Here is a 19,634-nt window from a genome sequence, read left to right as displayed (position 1 = left end):
AAGCTAATTGGCTGATATATTACGGCAAACAGAATATTCGAGCTGAGAGTTCGGTTAAAGGATTAGACGATGGATTTGATGGGGAATGTGCTAATCATAGATGGCAATGAGGCCCGGCGTCAGCAACTGGAGACCATACTCGCCTTCATGGGCTGGCAGTGGCAGAGTGGGCCAGAGGAAGATTGTCTGGCCTATCTCTCTGCTTTGGAGCAGATATCCGCCGTGGTGGTGGGGGAGTTGACTAGCACCTCGCTGGATAAGCTGCTGACTCTGCATCCCGGCATCCCCTTCATCGCCTGCTCTGCCATCGAGTTGCCCAATCGCAATCTCATCGGTTCGTTGGCTGAGCCCTGCACCTACGAACAACTGACCCGGTTGCTCCATTACTGTCAGTCTTTTGTCTCCATGCATCCGGCCCTGCAGGGCAGCGAACACAGCCAAACCCTGCTGCGCCTGTTGGTGGGTAAGGGCAACGCCATTCAGAGCGTGCGGCGCCTCATAGAGCAGGTGGCCAGCAAGGATGCCAACGTGCTGATCCTTGGCGAATCAGGTACCGGCAAAGAGGTGGTGGCCCGGGCCATTCATGAGCTCTCCCCCCGGGCTAATGGTCCCTTTGTACCCATCAACTGTGGTGCCATCCCCGCCGATCTGCTGGAGAGCGAACTGTTTGGCCACGAGAAGGGTTCCTTTACTGGCGCCATCTCCTCACGGCGCGGACGTTTTGAACTGGCCCAGGGGGGAACCCTGTTTCTGGATGAGATAGGCGACATGCCTATGCCCATGCAGGTTAAGTTGCTGCGGGTGTTGCAGGAGCGGCTATTTGAGCGAGTCGGGGGCACCAAGCCGATAGAGGCCGATGTGCGCATCATAGCCGCCACCCACCGCAATCTGGAGCAGATGATAGTGGAGAACCGTTTTCGCGAAGATCTCTACTACCGCTTGAATGTTTTTCCCATCGAGACCCCCTCATTGCGGGAGCGCGTCGACGATATTCCGCCTCTGCTGCAGGAGCTTATCAATCGCCATCAGGTGGAGCATCGTGCCTATGTACGTTTTACTCAGCGGGCCATGGAGTCCCTGATGCAGCACAACTGGCCGGGGAATGTGCGGGAGCTCTCCAACTTGGTGGAGCGTCTGCTTATCCTGTTTCCCAACCGCATCGTCGATATCAAGGATCTGCCGGTGAAGTACCGTTATGGCAGCGAGGTCTGGCAGGAGGAGGGACCGCTCAACGAGTGGGCCGAGCGTGATGCCCTCATTGAGGTGCTCTCCGAGCCGGCCATGCCGCTGGAGGAGCCCCTGCATGATCCTTTTTCCCAAGTGCTTCCCGAAGATGGCGTGAACCTCAAGGAGATGCTGGCAGAGCTGGAGATCGAGATGATACGCCAGGCCTTGGAGATGCAAGATGGGGTGGTGGCGCGGGCCGCCGACATGTTGGGTATGCGCCGCACTACTCTGGTGGAGAAGATGAAGAAATATGAGATGACGGCGCGGGATATGTAGTCATCCTCCTATGACCCCAAGGGCGCTCATTGCGCCCTTGGTCGTTTCTGGCATGCATATTGAATAAACCAGCTATCACCCCTGTGACCATCGGGTTTATGACATGAGTAACGCAGCGACGCCACTATTAGCCAATGAGCTGGCCACCCCCACCCTATTTAGCGAGATCTTTGATCAGATCCCCTCTGGCTTGGTGGTGCTTGATGGTTCAGGGCGCATAGCGCGAGCCAATCGGGCGGCCATTGCCTTGCTGGGCGAGCCGCTGGAGGGCGAGAGCTGGTTGGCGGTGATCCAGCGGGTCTTCTGCCTGCGACCGGATGATGGCCATGAGGTCTCCTTGACCAATGGCAAGCGAGTGCAGCTCTCCACTCAGCCCTTGACCCAGCAGGTGGGGCAGCTCATCCAGATAACCGATCTGACGGAAACCCGACGCTTGCAAGAGCAGTTGGGTCACATGGAGCGTCTCTCGGCCTTGGGCAAGATGGCGGCCAGCCTGGCTCACCAGATCCGCACTCCGCTGGCTGCGGCCATGCTCTATGGTGCCAACCTGGCCAACAGAACCCTGAGCAATGAGGCGCGAGGCAGCTTTCAGAAGAAACTGATGGATCGATTGCGGGATCTGGAGGGGCAGGTAAGCGATGTGCTGCTCTTTGCCCGCAATGGTGAGCAACAGGTCGTTGCCCCCATCGAATTGACCGAACTGATTGGTTCCATTGAGCGCGGCGCCGAGGCCATGCTGCTGCAGGCGGGTGCCAAGCTAACCCTGGAGCTGGATAACCCGCCCATTCCCTTGTTGGCCAATACCACAGCCCTCTCCAGTGCCATCAATAATCTGTTGACCAATGCTCTGCAGGTCGGGGCTAGTCAACTGCTGCTCTCGGCACACCGGCAGGAGGATGAGGTCGTGATCCGGGTGGTGGATAATGGCCCCGGCATGCCCCGTGAGCGGCTGCAACGTATCTTTGAACCCTTTTACACCACCCGCTCTAATGGTACGGGTCTGGGTCTTGCCGTGGTGCAGGCCGTGATCCAGGCCCATCAGGGCAAGGTGGAAGTGGCCTCGGTGGAGGGAGAGGGGAGCTGTTTCACCCTGCGTCTGCCCTGCCATGGCAGTGAGGCGCAACGACGAGCCCTGGGAGGCCAATTATGAGTCAGGCACGCGTTCTAGTGGTCGAGGATGACCATGGCCTGCGCGAGGCCATTGTCGATACCCTGATGCTGGCCGGTTATGCCTGTCAGGAGGCTGACAGTGGCGAAGCCGCCCTGATAAGCCTGGGACGGCAAGGCTGTGACATGGTGATCTCCGATATTCAGATGGGCGGTATGGATGGTCACACTTTGCTGAGCAACATACGGCAGAAGTATCCACAGGTGCCCGTGCTACTGATGACCGCCTACGCCAATATTGATGGTGCGGTGCGCGCCATGCGCGAAGGGGCCATCGACTATCTGGCCAAGCCCTTCTCCCCTGAGGTATTGCTCAATCAGGTGAGCCGTTATGTGCCGCCTCAGAAGATTGAGCGCTGCACGCCGATTTATGGGGATGTGAAAACGGCCGAATTGCTGCAACTGGCCGCCAAGGTGGCCAAGGTGGATGCCACCGTCATGATCACTGGCCCTAGCGGCACCGGTAAAGAGGTGCTGGCACGCTTTATTCACGATCAGTCCGGGCGGGCCGAGCAAGCCTTCATTGCCATCAACTGTGCGGCGATACCGGAAAATATGCTGGAGGCCACCCTGTTCGGTTACGAAAAGGGGGCCTTCACCGGTGCGGTACAGGGGTGCCCAGGCAAGTTTGAACAGGCCCAGGGTGGCACTCTGCTGCTGGATGAGATCACCGAGATGGATCTGGGGTTGCAGGCCAAGCTGCTGCGGGTGTTGCAGGAGCGCGAAGTGGAGCGCCTCGGCAGTCGCAAGACCATACCCCTGGATGTTCGGGTGATCGCCACCAGCAACCGGGACCTGCGTCAGGCGGTGACAGACGGGAAATTCCGCGAGGATCTCTTCTATCGCCTGAATGTCTTCCCCCTGCGCTGGTGTGCCCTCTGTGAGCGGCCCGACGACATACTGCCCCTGGCCGAGCATCTGCTGCTGCGCCATGCTACCCAGCAGGGGAGTGCAATACCTGAGTTGACGCTGGGCGCCCGGGAGTTGCTACTGAACTATGGCTGGCCGGGCAATGTGCGCGAGCTGGAGAATGTCATCCAGCGTGCCCTGATCCTCTGCGATGGTGTACAAGTGCGCGAGCTGGATCTGATCCTGGATCTGCCCGAGTGGGGCGGGGCATCGACAAACGTCGCGGCTTTGACCATGGAGAGCAGCTATGCTGTCGGGGTCGATCGCTTGCCGGGCATGGAGCAACTGGGTAACGAGTTGCGTCAGCAGGAGCACCAGATCATCCTCGATACTCTGATCGCCTGTCAGGGTAGTCGCAAGGCGGTCGCCGAGCGGTTGGGGATCAGTCCCCGCACCCTGCGCTACAAGTTGGCTCGGATGCGGGATGTGGGGATTGAGGTCCCGGATTAACCAGGCTGAATAAACGTGACCAGGCCCGCTTCTTGCGGGCCTTCCTTCTTAAAAACACTTCAATGACAGTCCCTTAGCTGTGTTATTCTCCTGGCACTAAAATTGCTCTATCTAGGTATATCCCGGTGTGAGTCAATTTTACGACGTTAAGGAAAAGCCTATGGACGTGCAAGCCGCTTCCCTGTTCAAAGAGCTCCAGTCCCTGCGCTTTGAGGCCAATGGTACCCGAGCCACTCCGGGCAATGGTGCCGTCCAACAAGACTTTAGCACCATGCTCAAGGCCGCTCTGGATAACGTCAATGGTCTGCAAGAGCAAACCAGCGATCTGCGTACCCGCTTTGATATGGGTGACAAGAGCGTCAATCTGTCGGATGTGATGATTTCTGGACAGAAGTCCTCCATCGCATTCGAAGCAACAGTTCAGGTGCGGAACAAGGTGGTCGAGGCTTACAAGACCATCATGAATATGCCGGTTTAAGAGGTGAATCATGGCCGATGATAAGCGTAATGACCTGATGGTGGCGGGTGGTGACCCCCTGTTAGGTGGCGGCCTGGATGATGTCGCCGCTGCCCCTAAACCCACCTCTTTTGCCTTTTTGTCCAATCCGGATGTGCTGCGCCAGATCACCCTGATCCTGGGCCTGGCCATCTGTCTGGCGATTGCCGTTTTTATTCTGGTCTGGGGTTCCGAGCCCGAGATGCGCCCGCTGGGTAAATTTTCCACCGAAGAGTTAGTCAAGACCCTGGATTACCTGGATCAACAGAAGATCAGCTACAAGGTTGAAGGCAGTACCGTCATGGTCAGTGCCGAGGAGTATCCCAACATCACACTGCAGCTCAAGCGCTCCGGGCTGGCCCAGGCCGAGTTGCCCAGTGGTGATGCGCTGCTGCTGAAAGATACCGGTTTTGGTGTCAGTCAACGGCTGGAAGGGGAACGGCTGAAGTACAGTCGTGAACAGCAGCTGGCCCGCGCCATTGAACAATACAGCAGCATAGGCAAGGCCACGGTACTGCTAGCCATTCCCAAGGAGAATGTCTTCGCCCGCAATGAGCGCAAGCCCAGCGCCACGGTTGTGGTCTCCTTGAAGGGCAGCAGCGGGCTCAAGCAGGAAGAGGTGGATGCCATAGTCGATACCGTGGCTTCCGCGGTCCATGGCCTGGAGCCAGGGCATGTGACTGTCACCGATCAGAATGGCCGCCTGCTCAACTCTGGCTCTCAGGATCCGATCGCCGCGCGGACACGCAAAGAGTTCGAGATGCAGCAGAAGAAGGAGTCTGAGTATAAACAGAAGATCGACTCCATTCTCATTCCTGTACTCGGTGTGGATAACTATACCGCCGAGGTAGACATCAGTCTGGATTTCACCGAGGAGGAGCAGACCCGCAAGAGTTATAACCCGGACTTGCCTGCCGTACGCTCCGAGATGACGGTGGAAGAGAATAACGTGGGTAATGGTGCCATGGGCGTGCCGGGGGCACTCTCCAACCAGCCGCCACTCAATAGCTCCATTCCGCAGCAGGCCACTACAGGCACCAGTAGCCAACAGAGTCAGGCCAGTGGGCGTAGCCGCAAGGAGGCGACCCGCAACTTTGAGTTGGATACCACCATCAGCCGTACTCAGCGCAATATGGGCGGCATCCGGCGCCTGACGGTTTCTGTGGGGGTGGATTATGCTAATAGCACGGGGGCCGACGGTAAAGTAACGCGCGCAGCCCGCAGCCAGGAGGAGCTCGACACCATACGCCGTCTGCTCAAGGGCGGACTGGGTTTTGATGTCAGCCGTGGTGATAACCTGGAGGTGGTTAGTCTGCCCTTCAATCGCCCCGAGTTGCAGAATGTGGATACCGCCACGCCGTTTATGGATGATCCTCGCTTCTGGCGGGCCCTGCAGATTGCTGCCTCTGTGCTGGTCATCATAGTGCTGATCGTCACCGTCGTCCGGCCCATGATGAACCGCCTGCTCTACCCGGATGCCAGACCCGAAGGCAAAGAGGTGGATATGGATAGCTCGCTGGCCTTGGAGGGGGATGACGAACTGAGTCTGTTAGCCACCCAGGCCGAGATGCATGAGCCAGTATTTGGTATCCGCAATGGTCAGTTGATGTTGCCCGATCTGCATAGGGACGAGGATCTGCTCAAGGCGGTCCGTGCCCTGGTGGCCAATGAACCTGACTTGGCCGCGCAGGTGGTCAAGGAGTGGGTTGCCAAGGAGATGCCGACTAAATGAGTGAAAACAAGAATCAGATCACCGCAGAGCAGAAGCAACTGCTGGATGCCATGAGTGGTATGGAGATGGCGGCGGTATTGATGCTCAGCCTCAATGAGGAGGATGCGGCCCAGATCTTCCGTCACCTGGAGCCCAAGCAGGTGCAACGGTTGGGGATGTCCATGGCCTCCATGAAAGACTTTGGCCACGAGCGCGTCACGGCCGTGCATCGCCAGTTCATCGAGGATATCCAGAAGTTCTCCAACATAGGTATTGGTAGCGAGGACTTCGTGCGCAAGGCTCTGGTGGCGGCGCTGGGTGAAGACAAGGCTGGTAATCTGGTGGATCAGATCATCATGGGCTCGGGCGCCCGGGGTCTGGACTCGCTCAAGTGGATGGATGCGCGCCAGGTGGCTAGCATCATCCAGAACGAACATCCACAGATCCAGACCATAGTGCTCTCCTACCTGGATCCCGAGCAGTCGGCGGAGATCCTCAGTCAGTTCCCGGAGCAGGTGAGACTGGATCTTATTATGCGTATTGCCAACTTGGAAGAGGTGCAACCGGCGGCGTTGCAAGAGTTGAACGATATCATGGAGAAACAGTTTGCCGGTGCGGCGGGTGCGCAGGCGGCCAAGATGGGCGGCCTGAAGGCAGCGGCCAGCATCATGAACTACCTGGATACCAATGTGGAAGGGCAGTTAATGGATGCCATCCGTGACTCCGATGAGGAGATGAGCCAGCAGATCCAGGATTTGATGTTCGTATTCGAAAACCTTATCGATGTGGATGATCGCGGGGTACAGAGCTTGCTACGCGAAGTTCCTGGCGAGTTGCTGCAAAAGGCCCTCAAGGGGGCCGACGATCAGCTCAAGGATAAGTTCATGAAGAACATGTCCAAGCGCGCGGCCGAGATGATGATCGAAGATCTGGCGGCCATGGGGCCGGTGCGGGTTAGCGATGTGGAAGCGGCGCAGAAGGAGATCCTCTCCATTGCCCGCCGCTTGGCCGACGCGGGCGAGATCATGCTTGGATCCGGTGGTGGCGACGACTTCCTCTAACATCTAGTGGACAAGGTAGGTTATGGATAAGCCAGGCAAACCCGATAATGCATCCCAGCCCGCTCTCTCTGACGAGGAGCGGGCTTTTGCCGCTTGGAATTGGCCGCTGATGGAAACGCCCAAGTCCAGCGAAGAGAGCAATGTGCTGGGCTATGCCCCCAACTGGTACGAAGAGTCCCAGGGAGCCGAGGAGGAGGAGCTGCCCCCCGAGCCAGAGCAACAACCCTTGACACTGGAAGAGATAGAGGCGGTACGCCAGGCGGCCTACGAGGATGGTTTTGCCGAGGGGCGTGAGGCGGGTTTTAACCAGGGTCAGGAAGAGGGCAAACTGGCGGGGCTGCAACAGGGACATGCGATCGGGCTCGAGCAGGGCCAGGCCGAGGGCTTGGCCATGGGCCAGTCACTGATTGCCGAACAACTGAGTCACTGGCAGGCCATGCTGGGCAAATTGGCCCAGCCTATGGAGCAGGTGGATATTCAGGTGGAGCAACAACTGGTCTGGCTGGCGATGATGTTGGCCAAATCCTTGATCAAACAGGAGGTTCACTCCTCGCCTGATTTGTTGCTCGGTTCATTGAAAGAGGCGGTCAAGCAGTTACCCTGTGCCGAGGAGGGGGTGACGTTGGAGTTGCACCCCGATGATCTCGCCATGGTGCTGCAGGCGTATGGTGAGGAGGAGTGTCAGAAGCGCGGCTGGACTCTGGTGGCTGAGCCGGCTCTGCAGCGCGGTGATCTGCAGCTCACCAGCCGTACCTCCAGCATCGACCTGTTGCTGGAGCAGCGCATCGAGAACCTGCTACGCAACTTCCTGCGAACCAATGCGGATCGTGCGTTATGACCCTGCTGAGCCAGTTGCAACGCTACAAAATTGGCGAGGTGCCGCCGCGTTTCAATGTGGCCGGCAAACTGACCCGGGTGGTGGGGCTGACCCTGGAAGCCATTGGCTGCCGTACTGCGGTGGGCACCCTCTGCCGTATCGAGACTCTGGACGGGTATCTGGAGGCTGAGGTGGTCGGTTTTTCCGGCGAGAAACTCTTCCTCATGCCCAGTGAGCAGCTCAAAGGGGTGGTGCCTGGTGCCAAAGTGACACCCATAGGTGAGGAGCACGGTATCCCGGTCGGCATGGAGCTGCTGGGGCGGGTGATCGATGGGGTCGGTGTGCCATTGGACGGCTTGGGGGAGATCATCACCGCCAATTCGGCCCGTTTTGTCTCCAAGCGGCTCAACCCCCTCTCCCGTAAACCGATCCACCTGCCCATGGATGTAGGGGTGCGCGCCATCAACGCCATTCTGACCGTGGGCCAAGGGCAGCGTATGGGGTTATTTGCCGGCTCTGGGGTCGGTAAATCCGTGCTGTTGGGCATGATGACCCGAGGCACTACTGCCGATGTGGTAGTGGTGGGGCTTATCGGCGAGCGGGGCCGAGAAGTCAAAGAGTTTATCGAAGAGATCTTGGGCGAAGAGGGGCGAGCGCGCTCCGTGGTGGTTGCGGCACCGGCCGATGCCTCGCCCTTGATGCGTCTTAAGGGGTGCGAAACAGCCCTGACCATAGCCGAGTATTTTCGCGATCAGGGGCTTAATGTTCTACTGCTGATGGACTCCTTGACCCGTTATGCCCAGGCTCAGCGGGAGATAGCTCTGGCCATAGGTGAGCCGCCGGCTACCAAGGGCTATCCGCCCTCGGTATTTGCCAAGCTGCCAGCTCTGGTCGAGCGGGCGGGCAATGGTGCCGAGGGGCAGGGCTCCATCACCGCCTTCTTTACCGTGCTGACCGAAGGGGACGATCTGCAGGATCCCATCGCCGATGCCGCCCGGGCCATTCTCGATGGCCACATAGTGTTGTCGCGGGACCTGGCCGACAGCGGTCACTACCCAGCTATCGACATCGAAAAATCCATCAGCCGGGTGATGCCCATGGTCACCTCGGACGAGCATCTGGCCATGGCCAGAACCATCAAGCAGTATTACTCCCTCTACCAACAGAACCGGGATCTCATCACTATTGGCGCCTATCAGCGTGGTGCGGATCATCGTCTGGATCTGGCGATTGCCATCCGGCCCATGCTGGAGCAGTTCTTGCAGCAGCAGATGAAAGAGGTCGTGCCCTACGATAGCTGTCTGCAAGGTCTGCAGCAGGTGGCGACGACCCTGTTGCGAGGTCAAGCATGAGTAAGGCACTGCAATTACTGGCGGAGAGGCTACATGAAGCCGAGGATCGCGCCGCCCGGGTCTTGGCCCAGGCCAGGCAGGATCAGCAGCGCTTTGAGATGCAACTGGATGCCTTGAACCAGTATCGGCAGAACTACTCTACTCAGCTGACTGAGCGGGGTAGTCAGGGGTTGACCGGCTTGCAGTTTGGCCACTTTCAGGCCTTCATCAATAAGTTGGATCATGCGTCAAAACAACAGCTGGAAGGGTTGAACCAGGTACGCCAGGTGACGGAAAAACGTCGTCAGGAGTGGCTGGAGTTGCAGCAGCAGCGTAAGGCGCTGGAGACCCTGCTGGAGCGCAAGGCCAGCAAGGAGGCGCAGCGCTTGGCCCGACAAGAGCAAAAATTGCTCGATGAGTTTTCCACCTTCCAACATTTTCACCGCCAGACTAACGAGAATAGTTAACTCAGATTCACTCGCGTCTTTCTCGCCTATTCCTCCTTTCTATTCATTCCCTAGCATCATGACCATCAATACCTGGTCTGAATGTTGCTAGTAAAAGGCATGATGTGCGTGATCATAGCCGCAGGCGCGGGGTGATGCCGCGTTATCATCCGCTTTTTTAACTTCAACAGGCTCTGAGTCCAGAGTAGGTGGTCGCCGATGCTGCAATCGATAACAACAGCCAAGCTGGAGAGTGTCTCTGAGGGGCCGGCTCAATCTGCTCTTCCGGCTAATCGTGGCGATAGTGGTTTTTCGGCTCTCATGGATAAGCAGCGTTCTGGCACCGATGCCCGCCTATCTGCGGACGCTTCACTGGAAGCCGGCAAGGCACAGGCCAGCATCGAGGCGGCGGATCTGCGGCAAGAACGCCTCAGTGCAGAGGATGAGGCAGCGCCCGAAGTCACTGATGGCGAGAGTAAGATGAGTCATGGGGTGCATACCGCTACTCCCCAGGCATCTAAGGGCGCTAAAACGGGCAAGCAAGAGCAGCAAGAAGCGACGATAGACTTTTTACAACATCTGCAAGCCTCGTTAGTGACTCCGACCGAGTTGGGTTTACCCAAGGAGGGGGATGAGGCCTCTAACTCCGACTCCGCTACGGATAGCGACTCAGTCACGAGTCGTGATGTCGCTGAGACGTCGAGCAAAACGGGTCATCAAGCACAGGGCGGCAAACTATTGCCGCAAGAGCGTGATGGTGAGGCTGTGCTCTCTTTGTCCATGCTACCGTTGAGCGGTTCCTCAGCGCCTGTCGGTAGTGGATCGGCAGCCGAGGAGCAAGATACGGCACTGGAGCTGATGGTCAGTCAGGGTGGGGGTCAGTTGCCACCCATTTCGGGGCAGCACTCTGCTGCCGCTGGGGTTGACGCGGATCCTTTGCTCACCGATGCCAAGGGAAAACCCCGCTTGTTGGCGGAGCACGCTCGAACTCTTGGCAGTACAGCTGCCGCACAAACTCAAACCGATACCGAGGCAACGGCGAGTCTGAGCTCAAAATTGCAGGTAGCATCAGAGACAACGCAAGAGCCGAGTACGTCCACGGATCTCTCTGCGGCGAACAAAGGCCAAGAGGTAGCCAAGTCGCTAGCCACGCCAGAGGCGAGTGGCAAAGGCGAGGCGGATCGAACTGTTGCATCCTCTTCCTCTTCACCCCAGAGGGATCTTCAGCCAGCCATGGACTCGGCAGAGCCTATGGTGGGGAGGGATACCGTTGGCGCGGCAGCGACGGCGGTGGTCGATGCCGCGGCGAGCCTGGTATCGACCGAGAGCTCGGCGACGTCCGCTGCGGCACCCCCAAGCAAGAGTAAAGCTGAGCCGACGCTAGGTGAGTTACCTCAGGGGGATACGCAACGCATTGTCACCCTGTTGGGCGAGGAGAGTAAGGAAAAGAGCCTGGGTAAAGCCAATAAGCTGGAGCAGCCGGTCGCAGAGAGCGGGCCGCAGACATCAAGCGGTATGGCTGAGCCGGTCAACCCAAGCCATCTGGCGCAGGTGGCGCATGCAACGCCTGCAACGCCTGCGCAGTCTGGAACGACGCCGTTGACGGCAGCGGCCGAGCGGGGGAGCGAGATCTATCGTGAACTGGCAGCGGTCAACATGGAGTCCCATAGCAAGGCGGCGCCTGAGCTTGCCGAGCGTTTGACTCTGATGATAGGGCAGAAATGGCAAGAGGCAGAGCTGGAACTGGAGCCCCGAGGCATGGGTAAGATGACCATTCAGCTTTCCATTGGCCAGGATCAGCAGGCCAGCGTGCAGTTTATCGTGCAGCAACACCACTCCCGCGAGGCGGTGGAGCAAACCCTGCCTAAACTTAGAGAAATGTTGGCTCAGCAGGGCATACAGTTGAATCAGGCCACGGTGCAGCAACAGGCATCGGGGCAGGGGCAGAGCGGGCAATCTGGCCAGTGGTCGGCGCAAGCCGGGGGCGAGAGCTCAAGCGGGCGGGGTCAGTCGAGTAGCCAGGGCCGTGGGGCGGAAAGCCAAGCCGGTGAAGTGTCCGAGCAGAATCTGAGCGTTCGCTCGCGCCAGGCCGCAGGAATTGATTTCTACGCTTGATGCCGGTGGCAGGGAGCTTATGATTAGGCCCCAGAATGCGGGTGACTCAAGGATTAGGACGCGCTCATGGCAGAAGAAGAGAAACTGGAACTTAAAACCAGTGGTGGCAAGAAAAAACTGATCATCATCATAGCGCTGGCGCTGTTGTTGATCGGGGGCGGTGTGGGCGGCTGGCTCATGTTTGCCGGTGGTGGCCATACAGCCGAAAAGAGTGCCGAGCCTGGGGGCAAGAGCCCAGAGGAGATCGCTGCCGAAAAGGCCGCCAAACAGGCTGTATATGTGGTCTTGCCTAATCCCTTTGTCTTCAACGTCACGGGTAAGCCCAAGGATCGCATGGTGCAGATCAAAGTGGCCTTGTTGGTGCGCGGCCCAGAAAATGAAGCATTGGCCAAACTGCATACGCCTCTAGTCGAGGGGGCGTTACTTAAGGTGGTTTCTACCTTTACTTCCGATGACATCATTACCATAGAGGGTAAGGCCAAGCTGCGCAGCGAAGCGCTGAAAGCCATTCAGGCATCCATGAGTGAAGTGACCCAGAAACCCGTGGTGGAGCAGTTGCTGTTCACCGGGTTTGTCATGCAGTAGAGGGACGAGCGTGAGCGATATATTAAGCCAGGATGAAATCGACGCCCTATTACATGGGGTCGATGAGGTCGAAGAGGAGGAGGTCAGCGCGGGAGCCGCACCCGGTATCGTCTCCTTTGACTTTTCCTCTCAGGATCGCATCGTCCGCGGGCGTATGCCCACGCTGGAGTTGGTGAATGAGCGGTTTGCCCGCCACATGCGGATCAGCCTGTTTAACATGATGCGCAGGACCGCTGAAGTCTCCATCAACGGCGTGCAGATGCTCAAGTTCGGCGAATACGTCCATACCCTGTTTGTGCCTACCAGTCTGAACATGGTGCGGTTCCGCCCACTCAAGGGGACGGCGCTTATCACCATGGAAGCCCGTCTGGTGTTTATCCTGGTGGAAAACTTCTTCGGTGGTGATGGCCGTTACCATGCCAAGATCGAGGGGCGAGAATTCACTCCCACAGAGCGACGCATCATCCAGATGCTGCTCAAGTTGGTGTTTGAGGACTATAAAGAGGCCTGGGCACCGGTCATGGATGTGGAGTTTGAATACCTGGACTCCGAAGTGAACCCGGCAATGGCCAACATAGTCAGCCCTACCGAAGTCATAGTGGTCAGCTCCTTCCATATCGAACTGGATGGCGGCGGCGGTGATTTCCATGTGGCCATGCCTTACTCCATGCTGGAGCCGATCCGTGAATTGCTGGATGCCGGGGTGCAGAGTGACAAGGGCGATACCGACTTGCGTTGGAGCAAGGCGTTACGTGACGAGATCATGGACGTCAAGGTGGGGATCAGCGCCAAATTACTGGAGACCGAGATCACGCTTCGCCGCCTGATGGAGTTGCAAGCGGGGGATATTATCCCTGTGGTGATGCCAGATAGCCTGCTGTTGGCGGTGGAGGATCTGCCCACTTTCCGTGGCAAGCTGGGACGCACCCATGAGAAGGTGGCGATCAAAATTACCGAAAAAATTAAGCGCCCCGAGTCAGTCAAGAATGAGATGACTCTGGTAACTCGTCGCGGCATGCCGATAGATGGCATGGCCGAGCTGGATCAGCTGGAACAATCGATTGAGGATGATAATTGATGGATGATCAAGATCTGATGGCAGATGCCTGGGCTGAGGCGCTGGGTGAACAGAGTGCTGCCGAGATTAAGCCCGCCGAGTTGGAAGAGTTCAGCTCTGATTCTCCCATCAGTGCTGAAGAACGTCGCAAACTGGATGCGATTCTGGATATTCCAGTCACTATCACCATGGAAGTGGGGCGTAGCCAGATCAGCATTCGTAATCTGTTGCAGCTGAACCAGGGCTCGGTCGTGGAGCTGGATCGGGTGGCCGGTGAGCCACTGGATGTCTTGGTGAACGGCACCCTGATTGCTCACGGCGAGGTAGTGGTGGTAAACGATAAGTTCGGTATTCGCCTTACCGATGTCATCAGCCAGACCGAACGGATCAAAAAACTGAAATGATGAAACCTTGGCCATGGCTGTTTGCTTTGGTGGCTAGCCCTGTCTGGGCGGCACCGGGAGATATTACAACGGGGTTGGGACAGTGGTTGCTCAGCTGTTTCCTGGTCATCGGGTTTATTCTGTTGCTGGCCTGGTTCATGAAGAAGAGCCGATTGATCCAGCCTATGGCCCAGGGGCAGCTCAGGGTGTTGAGCTCGTTACCGTTAGGCACCCGGGAGCGTTTGCTGGTGGTCAAGGTCGGAGAGCAGCAACTGCTCCTGGGGGTGACGCCGGGAAATATTCGTTTCTTGTGTCAGCTGGAGCAGCCGCTGGATGAGCAGCAACTGCCGCAACCCTTTGCCACCCAGTTGGGCAAATTGATGAATCGACAGGTCCGGCCGTCAGTGTCAGCTGCGAGTGAGGGTAAGCATGAGACTTAATGGCGGGTTCTTGTTGCTATTGTGTTGCTTGGTGCCCTGTTTTGCCTGGGCCCAGGATGCGGGTTTGTCGGCGGTGACGGTGACAACTCGGCCGGATGGATCTCAGGAATACAGTCTGACCCTGCAGATCCTGATCCTGATGACCCTGCTGACCTTCTTGCCCTCCATCGTCATCATGATGACCTCCTTTACCCGCATCATAGTGGTGCTCTCTATATTGCGGCAGGCGCTGGGATTACAGCAGAGCCCCTCCAACCAGGTGTTGGTCGGTCTGACCCTGTTTCTCTCCCTGTTTATCATGGCACCTGTGTTTGATCGCATTAATAACGAGGCGCTACAGCCCTATCTGCAGGAGGAGATCACCTCTCGCGAGGCTTTCGATAAGGCTCAGGTACCACTACACCAGTTTATGCTGGGACAGACGCGGATCAAGGATCTCAACACCTTTTTGGAGTTTGCCGATCTGCATGTGGAGAAGCCTGAAGAGGTGCCGATGCGGGTTTTGATCCCGGCCTTCATGATCAGTGAACTGAAGACGGCCTTCCAGATAGGTTTCATGATTTTTCTGCCCTTCCTGGTAATCGATCTGGTGATCGCCAGTATCTTGATGGCCATGGGGATGATGATGCTCTCGCCCATGATCATCTCTTTGCCCTTCAAACTGATGTTGTTTGTCATGGTGGATGGCTGGGGCCTTATCATGGGGAGTCTGGTGAGCAGCTATGGCATTGGAGGGGGCTGATGAATCCGGAGACGTTTGTCGATGTGTTTCGCGAGGCGTTGGCTATCGTCAGCTTGCTGGTCAGTGCCACCATACTGCCCAGTCTGCTGGTTGGCCTGGTGGTCTCCATCTTTCAGGCTGCCACCTCAATTAACGAACAGACCTTGAGCTTTCTGCCCCGTCTGCTGGTTACTCTGGCCGCCCTCTCCATGGGTGCACACTGGGGGCTGGAGCGGCTGATGGACTTCTTTATCATGATAGTGCATCAGATCCCCGAGGTCTTGGGATGAACTATCCGGCCGAGCTGGTGATGGAGTGGATTGCCTCCTACGCTTGGCCCTACTCACGCCTGGCCGCCATGGTGATGTCGATGTTCGTCATTGGCTCCCAGAACGTCCCCGTCATGTTGCGGGCCAAACTGGCCATAGTGCTGACTGTGGTGATAGCACCCATGTTGCCCACCATGCCCGCCGTCGAACTCTTCAGTGTCCAGGGGGCGCTCATCACCAGCCAGCAGGTGCTGATTGGTGTGGCCATGGGCTTCGCCTCTCAGCTGCTAAGCCAGACCTTCATCATGGCCGGACAGGTCATTGCCATGCAGACCAGTTTGGGCTTCGCCTCCCTGGTGGATCCTATCAATGGGGGCTCGACCCCTGTCATTGGCCAACTCTACCTGATGCTGGGCGCCCTGGTCTTTTTTGCCATCGACGGCCATCTGACCATGCTGCACCTACTGGTGCTGAGCTTCACTACCCTGCCGATTTCGACTACCGGGATCTCTCTTGACGGATTGCAGAGTCTGTTTGGGTTCATGACCGTCATGTTCCAGATGGCGGTCTCCGTCTCCTTGTCGGCCATAGTGGCCATGCTGCTTATCAACTTTGCCTTTGGCGTTATGACCCGGGCTGCGCCTCAACTCAACATCTTCAGCATGGGCTTTGCGGTCAGCATGGTGTGTGGCTTGCTGGTGCTCTGGCTCTCCCTCGGTGGCTTCATGGAGCACTTCTTGCTGCATTGGCAGCAGGTACAGGGGTTGATCTGTACCCTCATCAATACTCAGTGCGAAGGGGGTTAAGATGGCTGAGTCGGATGGTCAGGAAAGAACAGAAGCCCCCACAGGCAGGCGACTGCAACAAGCCAAAGAGAAGGGACAGATCGCCCGCTCCAAGGAGATGGGGACGGCCGTGGTGTTGCTGACCGGGGTGATAGGCCTGATGTTGACAGGGCGCTGGCTTGCCGAAACCATGATGGGTGTTTGGCGTAGTAACTTTAGTTTTGAACGTGAGCTAGTCTTTGACCCGGACAACATGCTGACAGCCCTGGAAGCCGATCTTGGCAACCTGATGGGCCCGCTGCTGACCCTGTTCATCTTGATCCTGATCGCCTCGGTTTTGGGGAACGTGCTGATCGGGGGCTTTAACTTCAGTGGTGAGGCGATACTGCCCAAGTTCAACAAGCTCAACCCTATCAGCGGGATCAAGCGGATGTTTGGTGTCCAGTCGCTGATTGAGCTGGTGAAGTCGATTGGCAAGGTGCTGTTCATTGCCATCATGGCCTGGGTGGTTTTCAAGGCCAACTTTGCCCACATCATGGATTTGAGTCAGCGTCAGTTTCCATTTGCCATTGAGGACGCGCTGCAGATCTCCCTGTGGATTGGCTTGTTGCTCTGCTGTGCCCTGTTGCCCATTGTCATGATTGATGTCCCTTTTCAGTTATGGAATCACTCCCGCCAACTGAAGATGACCAAGCAGGAGGTCAAGGACGAGTATAAGGACTCCGAGGGCAAGCCCGAGGTCAAAGGGCGGATGCGGCAGATGCAATTCGAGATGGCTAATCGTCGCATGATGGCCGAGGTGCCCAAGGCCGATGTGGTGGTGACCAACCCAACCCACTACTCGGTGGCGCTGAAATATGACAAAAGTAAACCCGGCGCCGCCCCCGTGGTGGTGGCGAAGGGCGTGGATGAAGTGGCGATGAAGATCCGTGAAATTGCCCGTGAATACCAGGTACCCATGGTGGCATCGCCGCCTCTGACTCGAGCCTTGTATCACACCACCAAACTGGATCATGAAATCCCCGAAGGACTCTTCGTGGCGGTGGCCCAGATCCTGGCTTATGTCTACCAACTGCAAGCCTATCGCAAGGGGCGTGCCGAGGCACCACGCAAGCCGCCTTCGGATCTGCCTATTCCCGATGAGCTGCGCTATTGACGTTTTTTTGGCGCCCAGAGCGTGAGCTGTATAACCATCTGAAAAATAAGTAATTAATTAGTGGCTCGTATTTTGCTAGTCTTTGGTTAGTATTTCTAGTCGAAGCTATGCCATGGAATTGAAAGCTGTTCTTGATTCGCTGGGGCTTAATCGAAGCATGCTGAGCAAGGGGCTAGGTACGCCTCTGCTGGTGCTGGCCTCCCTGGGCATGGTGGTTTTGCCCATGCCGACTTTCCTGCTGGACATACTCTTTACCTTCAACATCGCCCTTGCCCTAGTCGTCTTGCTGGTTTCCGTCTACACCAAGCGTCCTCTGGATTTCGCCGCGTTTCCCACTATCTTGCTGGTGGCCACCCTGCTGCGTCTGGCGCTTAACGTGGCCTCGACCCGGGTGGTGCTGCTGGAGGGGCATAATGGCCCCGGGGCCGCCGGTCATGTGATCGAGGCCTTCGGTAACGTGGTGATCGGCGGCAACTACGCGGTCGGTCTCATCGTCTTTATCATCTTGATGATCATCAACTTTGTCGTGGTCACCAAGGGGGCTGGCCGTATCGCCGAGGTGAGTGCCCGTTTTACCCTGGATGCCATGCCAGGGAAGCAGATGGCCATAGATGCCGACTTGAATGCCGGTCTCATCAATCAGGATGATGCCAAGCGGCGGCGCCAGGAGGTGACAGGGGAGGCCGACTTCTACGGCTCCATGGATGGTGCCTCCAAGTTTGTGAAAGGGGATGCCGTAGCCGCTATCCTCATCATGTTTATCAACATCATTGGTGGCCTGATTGTCGGCATGGTCCAGCATGGGTTGGGTTTTGCCGAGGCCACCACCATCTATACCCTGCTGACCATAGGCGATGGCCTGGTGGCCCAGATCCCCTCCCTGCTGCTCTCCATCGCCGCTGCTATCATAGTCACCCGGCAAAATAGCGAGCAGGACATGGGCAACGTCATGCTCTCCCAGATGTTCGCGGATCCCAAGGCGCTGAGTATTGCTTCCGGTATTTTGGTGGTGATGGGGCTGGTGCCGGGTATGCCCCATTTCGCCTTCCTGTTGCTGGGGAGTGCCTCGGGGGGGGTCACCTGGTGGGTTTATAAGCGTAACAAGGCCAATCAGTTAGCCGCAGCCAACCGTGCCTTGGCTCCGGTGGAGAGTGCGGGTGTGCCCGAGCACAAGGATCTAAGTTGGGATGATGTGAGTCCAGTGGATGTGATTGGACTGGAGGTGGGTTATCGGCTTATTCCCATGGTTGATCGCAGCCAGGGGGGTGAGTTGCTCAATCGTATCAAGGGGGTGCGCAAGAAGCTCTCCCAGGAGCTGGGCTTCCTCATTCCACCCGTGCATATCCGTGACAACCTGGATCTGCCGCCCAATCAGTATCGCATTACCCTGATGGGGGTGAATACCGGTGAGGCGGATGTTTATCACGACCGGGAGATGGCTATTAATCCTGGCCAGGTATTTGGTGCGTTGCAGGGGATCGAGACCCGGGATCCGGCCTTTGGTTTGGATGCCATCTGGATCAACCGGGACCAGGTCGATCAGGCCCATAGCCTGGGCTATACGGTGGTGGATGCCTCCACCGTGATTGCCACCCATATGAGCCAGTTGTTGACCAATCACGCGGCACAACTCTTGGGTCATGAAGAGGTGCAAAACCTGCTGGATATGGTGGGGCGCAGTCAGCCCAAGCTGGTGGAGGGGCTGATCCCGGGCGTCATGCCGCTGGGGACTCTGGTCAAGGTATTGCAGAACCTGCTGATCGAGGGAGTGCCCATTCGGGATATGCGTACCATACTGCAGACACTGGTGGAGTATGCGTCTCGTAGCCAGGATCCCGAAGTATTGACCGCTGCCTGCCGGATTGCCCTGCGTCGCCTGATAGTACAGGAGATAGTGGGAGGGGAGTCGACCATTCCGGTCATCACTCTGGCTCCTGAGCTGGAACGTATATTGCATCAGTCCCTGCAGGCGGGAGGCCCGGAAGGGGCAGGTATCGAGCCTGGATTGGCCGAGCGGATGCAGCAATCCTTGACTGAGGCGGCACAACGGCAGGAACTGGATGGGCAAGCCGCCGTCCTGTTAACATCGGGTGTGCTGCGGAACACCTTGGCTCGTTTCGTAAAAAATGCCATTCCAGGGTTACGGGTGCTCTCTTATCAAGAAATCCCTGATGATAAACAGATCCGCATCGTGAGCGCAGTTGGCCAGCAATAGCGACGCACGGGAGGTTT

The 19,634-nt window shown here is 57.4% G+C and carries 19 protein-coding genes; all 19 read left to right on the top strand.

The window, feature by feature from the left end:
- Positions 1 to 69: 69 nt before the first annotated feature.
- The 19 genes from ACZYTD_RS06160 (at position 70) to flhA (ending at position 19,617) form a co-directional block, all read left to right on the top strand.
- A complete protein-coding gene (locus ACZYTD_RS06160) occupies positions 70 to 1,503 on the top strand; it encodes a sigma-54 dependent transcriptional regulator (protein WP_463890336.1) in 1,434 nt (477 codons plus the stop codon).
- Between the two features lie 103 nt (positions 1,504 to 1,606).
- Positions 1,607 to 2,653 (top strand): sensor histidine kinase, encoded by a 1,047-nt coding sequence (locus tag ACZYTD_RS06155; protein WP_463890334.1) that lies wholly within the window; start codon positions 1,607 to 1,609, stop codon positions 2,651 to 2,653.
- A complete protein-coding gene (locus ACZYTD_RS06150) occupies positions 2,650 to 4,029 on the top strand; it encodes a sigma-54-dependent transcriptional regulator (protein WP_463890332.1) in 1,380 nt (459 codons plus the stop codon). The genes ACZYTD_RS06155 and ACZYTD_RS06150 overlap by 4 nt, the downstream gene beginning before the upstream one ends.
- A gap of 160 nt (positions 4,030 to 4,189) precedes the next feature.
- Positions 4,190 to 4,507: a flagellar hook-basal body complex protein FliE gene (fliE, locus tag ACZYTD_RS06145; RefSeq protein ID WP_463890330.1), complete on the top strand. Its 318-nt coding sequence runs from the start codon at positions 4,190 to 4,192 to the stop codon at positions 4,505 to 4,507.
- A gap of 10 nt (positions 4,508 to 4,517) precedes the next feature.
- The gene (gene fliF, locus ACZYTD_RS06140) at positions 4,518 to 6,257 is read left to right on the top strand and encodes a flagellar basal-body MS-ring/collar protein FliF (protein WP_463890328.1); all 1,740 of its coding nucleotides are present in this window, start codon (positions 4,518 to 4,520) and stop codon (positions 6,255 to 6,257) included.
- Complete coding sequence (fliG, locus tag ACZYTD_RS06135) at positions 6,254 to 7,297, top strand: flagellar motor switch protein FliG (protein WP_463890326.1); 1,044 nt, start codon at positions 6,254 to 6,256, stop codon at positions 7,295 to 7,297. Before fliF ends, fliG begins: the two co-directional genes overlap by 4 nt.
- Positions 7,298 to 7,319: 22 nt before the next feature.
- The gene (gene fliH, locus ACZYTD_RS06130; protein ID WP_463890324.1) at positions 7,320 to 8,135 is read left to right on the top strand and encodes a flagellar assembly protein FliH; all 816 of its coding nucleotides are present in this window, start codon (positions 7,320 to 7,322) and stop codon (positions 8,133 to 8,135) included.
- Positions 8,132 to 9,466 carry a flagellar protein export ATPase FliI gene (gene fliI, locus ACZYTD_RS06125; protein WP_463890322.1) on the top strand — a complete coding sequence of 445 codons (1,335 nt, stop codon included), beginning with the start codon at positions 8,132 to 8,134 and terminating at the stop codon, positions 9,464 to 9,466. The genes fliH and fliI overlap by 4 nt, the downstream gene beginning before the upstream one ends.
- Positions 9,463 to 9,912, top strand: coding sequence for a flagellar export protein FliJ (gene fliJ / locus ACZYTD_RS06120; RefSeq protein ID WP_463890320.1), 450 nt, complete (start codon positions 9,463 to 9,465; stop codon positions 9,910 to 9,912). The genes fliI and fliJ overlap by 4 nt, the downstream gene beginning before the upstream one ends.
- Positions 9,913 to 10,110: 198 nt before the next feature.
- Positions 10,111 to 12,006, top strand: coding sequence for a flagellar hook-length control protein FliK (locus ACZYTD_RS06115; RefSeq protein WP_463890318.1), 1,896 nt, complete (start codon positions 10,111 to 10,113; stop codon positions 12,004 to 12,006).
- 66 nt (positions 12,007 to 12,072) lie between these two features.
- On the top strand, positions 12,073 to 12,591 hold the full coding sequence (fliL, locus tag ACZYTD_RS06110) for a flagellar basal body-associated protein FliL (protein ID WP_463890316.1): 519 nt from the start codon (positions 12,073 to 12,075) through the stop codon (positions 12,589 to 12,591).
- Positions 12,592 to 12,601: 10 nt separating this feature from the next.
- Positions 12,602 to 13,669, top strand: coding sequence for a flagellar motor switch protein FliM (fliM, locus tag ACZYTD_RS06105; RefSeq protein WP_463890315.1), 1,068 nt, complete (start codon positions 12,602 to 12,604; stop codon positions 13,667 to 13,669).
- The gene (gene fliN, locus ACZYTD_RS06100; protein ID WP_463890313.1) at positions 13,669 to 14,052 is read left to right on the top strand and encodes a flagellar motor switch protein FliN; all 384 of its coding nucleotides are present in this window, start codon (positions 13,669 to 13,671) and stop codon (positions 14,050 to 14,052) included. Before fliM ends, fliN begins: the two co-directional genes overlap by 1 nt.
- A complete protein-coding gene (gene fliO, locus ACZYTD_RS06095; RefSeq protein ID WP_463890311.1) occupies positions 14,049 to 14,471 on the top strand; it encodes a flagellar biosynthetic protein FliO in 423 nt (140 codons plus the stop codon). Before fliN ends, fliO begins: the two co-directional genes overlap by 4 nt.
- The gene (fliP, locus tag ACZYTD_RS06090; RefSeq protein ID WP_463890309.1) at positions 14,461 to 15,213 is read left to right on the top strand and encodes a flagellar type III secretion system pore protein FliP; all 753 of its coding nucleotides are present in this window, start codon (positions 14,461 to 14,463) and stop codon (positions 15,211 to 15,213) included. Before fliO ends, fliP begins: the two co-directional genes overlap by 11 nt.
- On the top strand, positions 15,213 to 15,482 hold the full coding sequence (gene fliQ / locus ACZYTD_RS06085) for a flagellar biosynthesis protein FliQ (protein WP_463890307.1): 270 nt from the start codon (positions 15,213 to 15,215) through the stop codon (positions 15,480 to 15,482). The genes fliP and fliQ overlap by 1 nt, the downstream gene beginning before the upstream one ends.
- Complete coding sequence (gene fliR, locus ACZYTD_RS06080) at positions 15,479 to 16,267, top strand: flagellar biosynthetic protein FliR (protein ID WP_463890305.1); 789 nt, start codon at positions 15,479 to 15,481, stop codon at positions 16,265 to 16,267. Before fliQ ends, fliR begins: the two co-directional genes overlap by 4 nt.
- A gap of 1 nt (position 16,268) precedes the next feature.
- A complete protein-coding gene (gene flhB / locus ACZYTD_RS06075) occupies positions 16,269 to 17,402 on the top strand; it encodes a flagellar biosynthesis protein FlhB (protein ID WP_463890303.1) in 1,134 nt (377 codons plus the stop codon).
- Positions 17,403 to 17,514: 112 nt separating this feature from the next.
- Positions 17,515 to 19,617 (top strand): flagellar biosynthesis protein FlhA, encoded by a 2,103-nt coding sequence (gene flhA / locus ACZYTD_RS06070; protein WP_463890301.1) that lies wholly within the window; start codon positions 17,515 to 17,517, stop codon positions 19,615 to 19,617.
- The last annotated feature ends 17 nt before the right edge of the window (positions 19,618 to 19,634 follow it).

Source organism: Pseudaeromonas sp. HNCC25DJ180 (genome assembly GCF_055413345.1).
The sequence above is the reverse complement of the archived record's forward strand: the minus strand, read 5'-3'. Positions and strand labels throughout refer to the sequence as shown.

Bases quoted from the DNA above. Each gene is read 5' to 3' on its own strand.
- fliL (WP_463890316.1), top strand. From the start codon at position 12,073: ATGGCAGAAGAAGAGAAACTGGAACTTAAAACCAGTGGTGGCAAGAAA.
- fliH (WP_463890324.1), top strand. From the start codon at position 7,320: ATGGATAAGCCAGGCAAACCCGATAATGCATCCCAGCCCGCTCTCTCT.
- fliQ (WP_463890307.1), top strand. From the start codon at position 15,213: ATGAATCCGGAGACGTTTGTCGATGTGTTTCGCGAGGCGTTGGCTATC.
- fliI (WP_463890322.1), top strand. From the start codon at position 8,132: ATGACCCTGCTGAGCCAGTTGCAACGCTACAAAATTGGCGAGGTGCCG.
- fliO (WP_463890311.1), top strand. From the start codon at position 14,049: ATGATGAAACCTTGGCCATGGCTGTTTGCTTTGGTGGCTAGCCCTGTC.
- flhA (WP_463890301.1), top strand. From the start codon at position 17,515: ATGGAATTGAAAGCTGTTCTTGATTCGCTGGGGCTTAATCGAAGCATG.
- ACZYTD_RS06150 (WP_463890332.1), top strand. From the start codon at position 2,650: ATGAGTCAGGCACGCGTTCTAGTGGTCGAGGATGACCATGGCCTGCGC.
- fliJ (WP_463890320.1), top strand. From the start codon at position 9,463: ATGAGTAAGGCACTGCAATTACTGGCGGAGAGGCTACATGAAGCCGAG.
- fliR (WP_463890305.1), top strand. From the start codon at position 15,479: ATGAACTATCCGGCCGAGCTGGTGATGGAGTGGATTGCCTCCTACGCT.
- fliF (WP_463890328.1), top strand. From the start codon at position 4,518: ATGGCCGATGATAAGCGTAATGACCTGATGGTGGCGGGTGGTGACCCC.
- fliG (WP_463890326.1), top strand. From the start codon at position 6,254: ATGAGTGAAAACAAGAATCAGATCACCGCAGAGCAGAAGCAACTGCTG.
- flhB (WP_463890303.1), top strand. From the start codon at position 16,269: ATGGCTGAGTCGGATGGTCAGGAAAGAACAGAAGCCCCCACAGGCAGG.
- fliN (WP_463890313.1), top strand. From the start codon at position 13,669: ATGGATGATCAAGATCTGATGGCAGATGCCTGGGCTGAGGCGCTGGGT.
- ACZYTD_RS06160 (WP_463890336.1), top strand. From the start codon at position 70: ATGGATTTGATGGGGAATGTGCTAATCATAGATGGCAATGAGGCCCGG.
- ACZYTD_RS06155 (WP_463890334.1), top strand. From the start codon at position 1,607: ATGAGTAACGCAGCGACGCCACTATTAGCCAATGAGCTGGCCACCCCC.
- ACZYTD_RS06115 (WP_463890318.1), top strand. From the start codon at position 10,111: ATGCTGCAATCGATAACAACAGCCAAGCTGGAGAGTGTCTCTGAGGGG.
- fliE (WP_463890330.1), top strand. From the start codon at position 4,190: ATGGACGTGCAAGCCGCTTCCCTGTTCAAAGAGCTCCAGTCCCTGCGC.
- fliP (WP_463890309.1), top strand. From the start codon at position 14,461: ATGAGACTTAATGGCGGGTTCTTGTTGCTATTGTGTTGCTTGGTGCCC.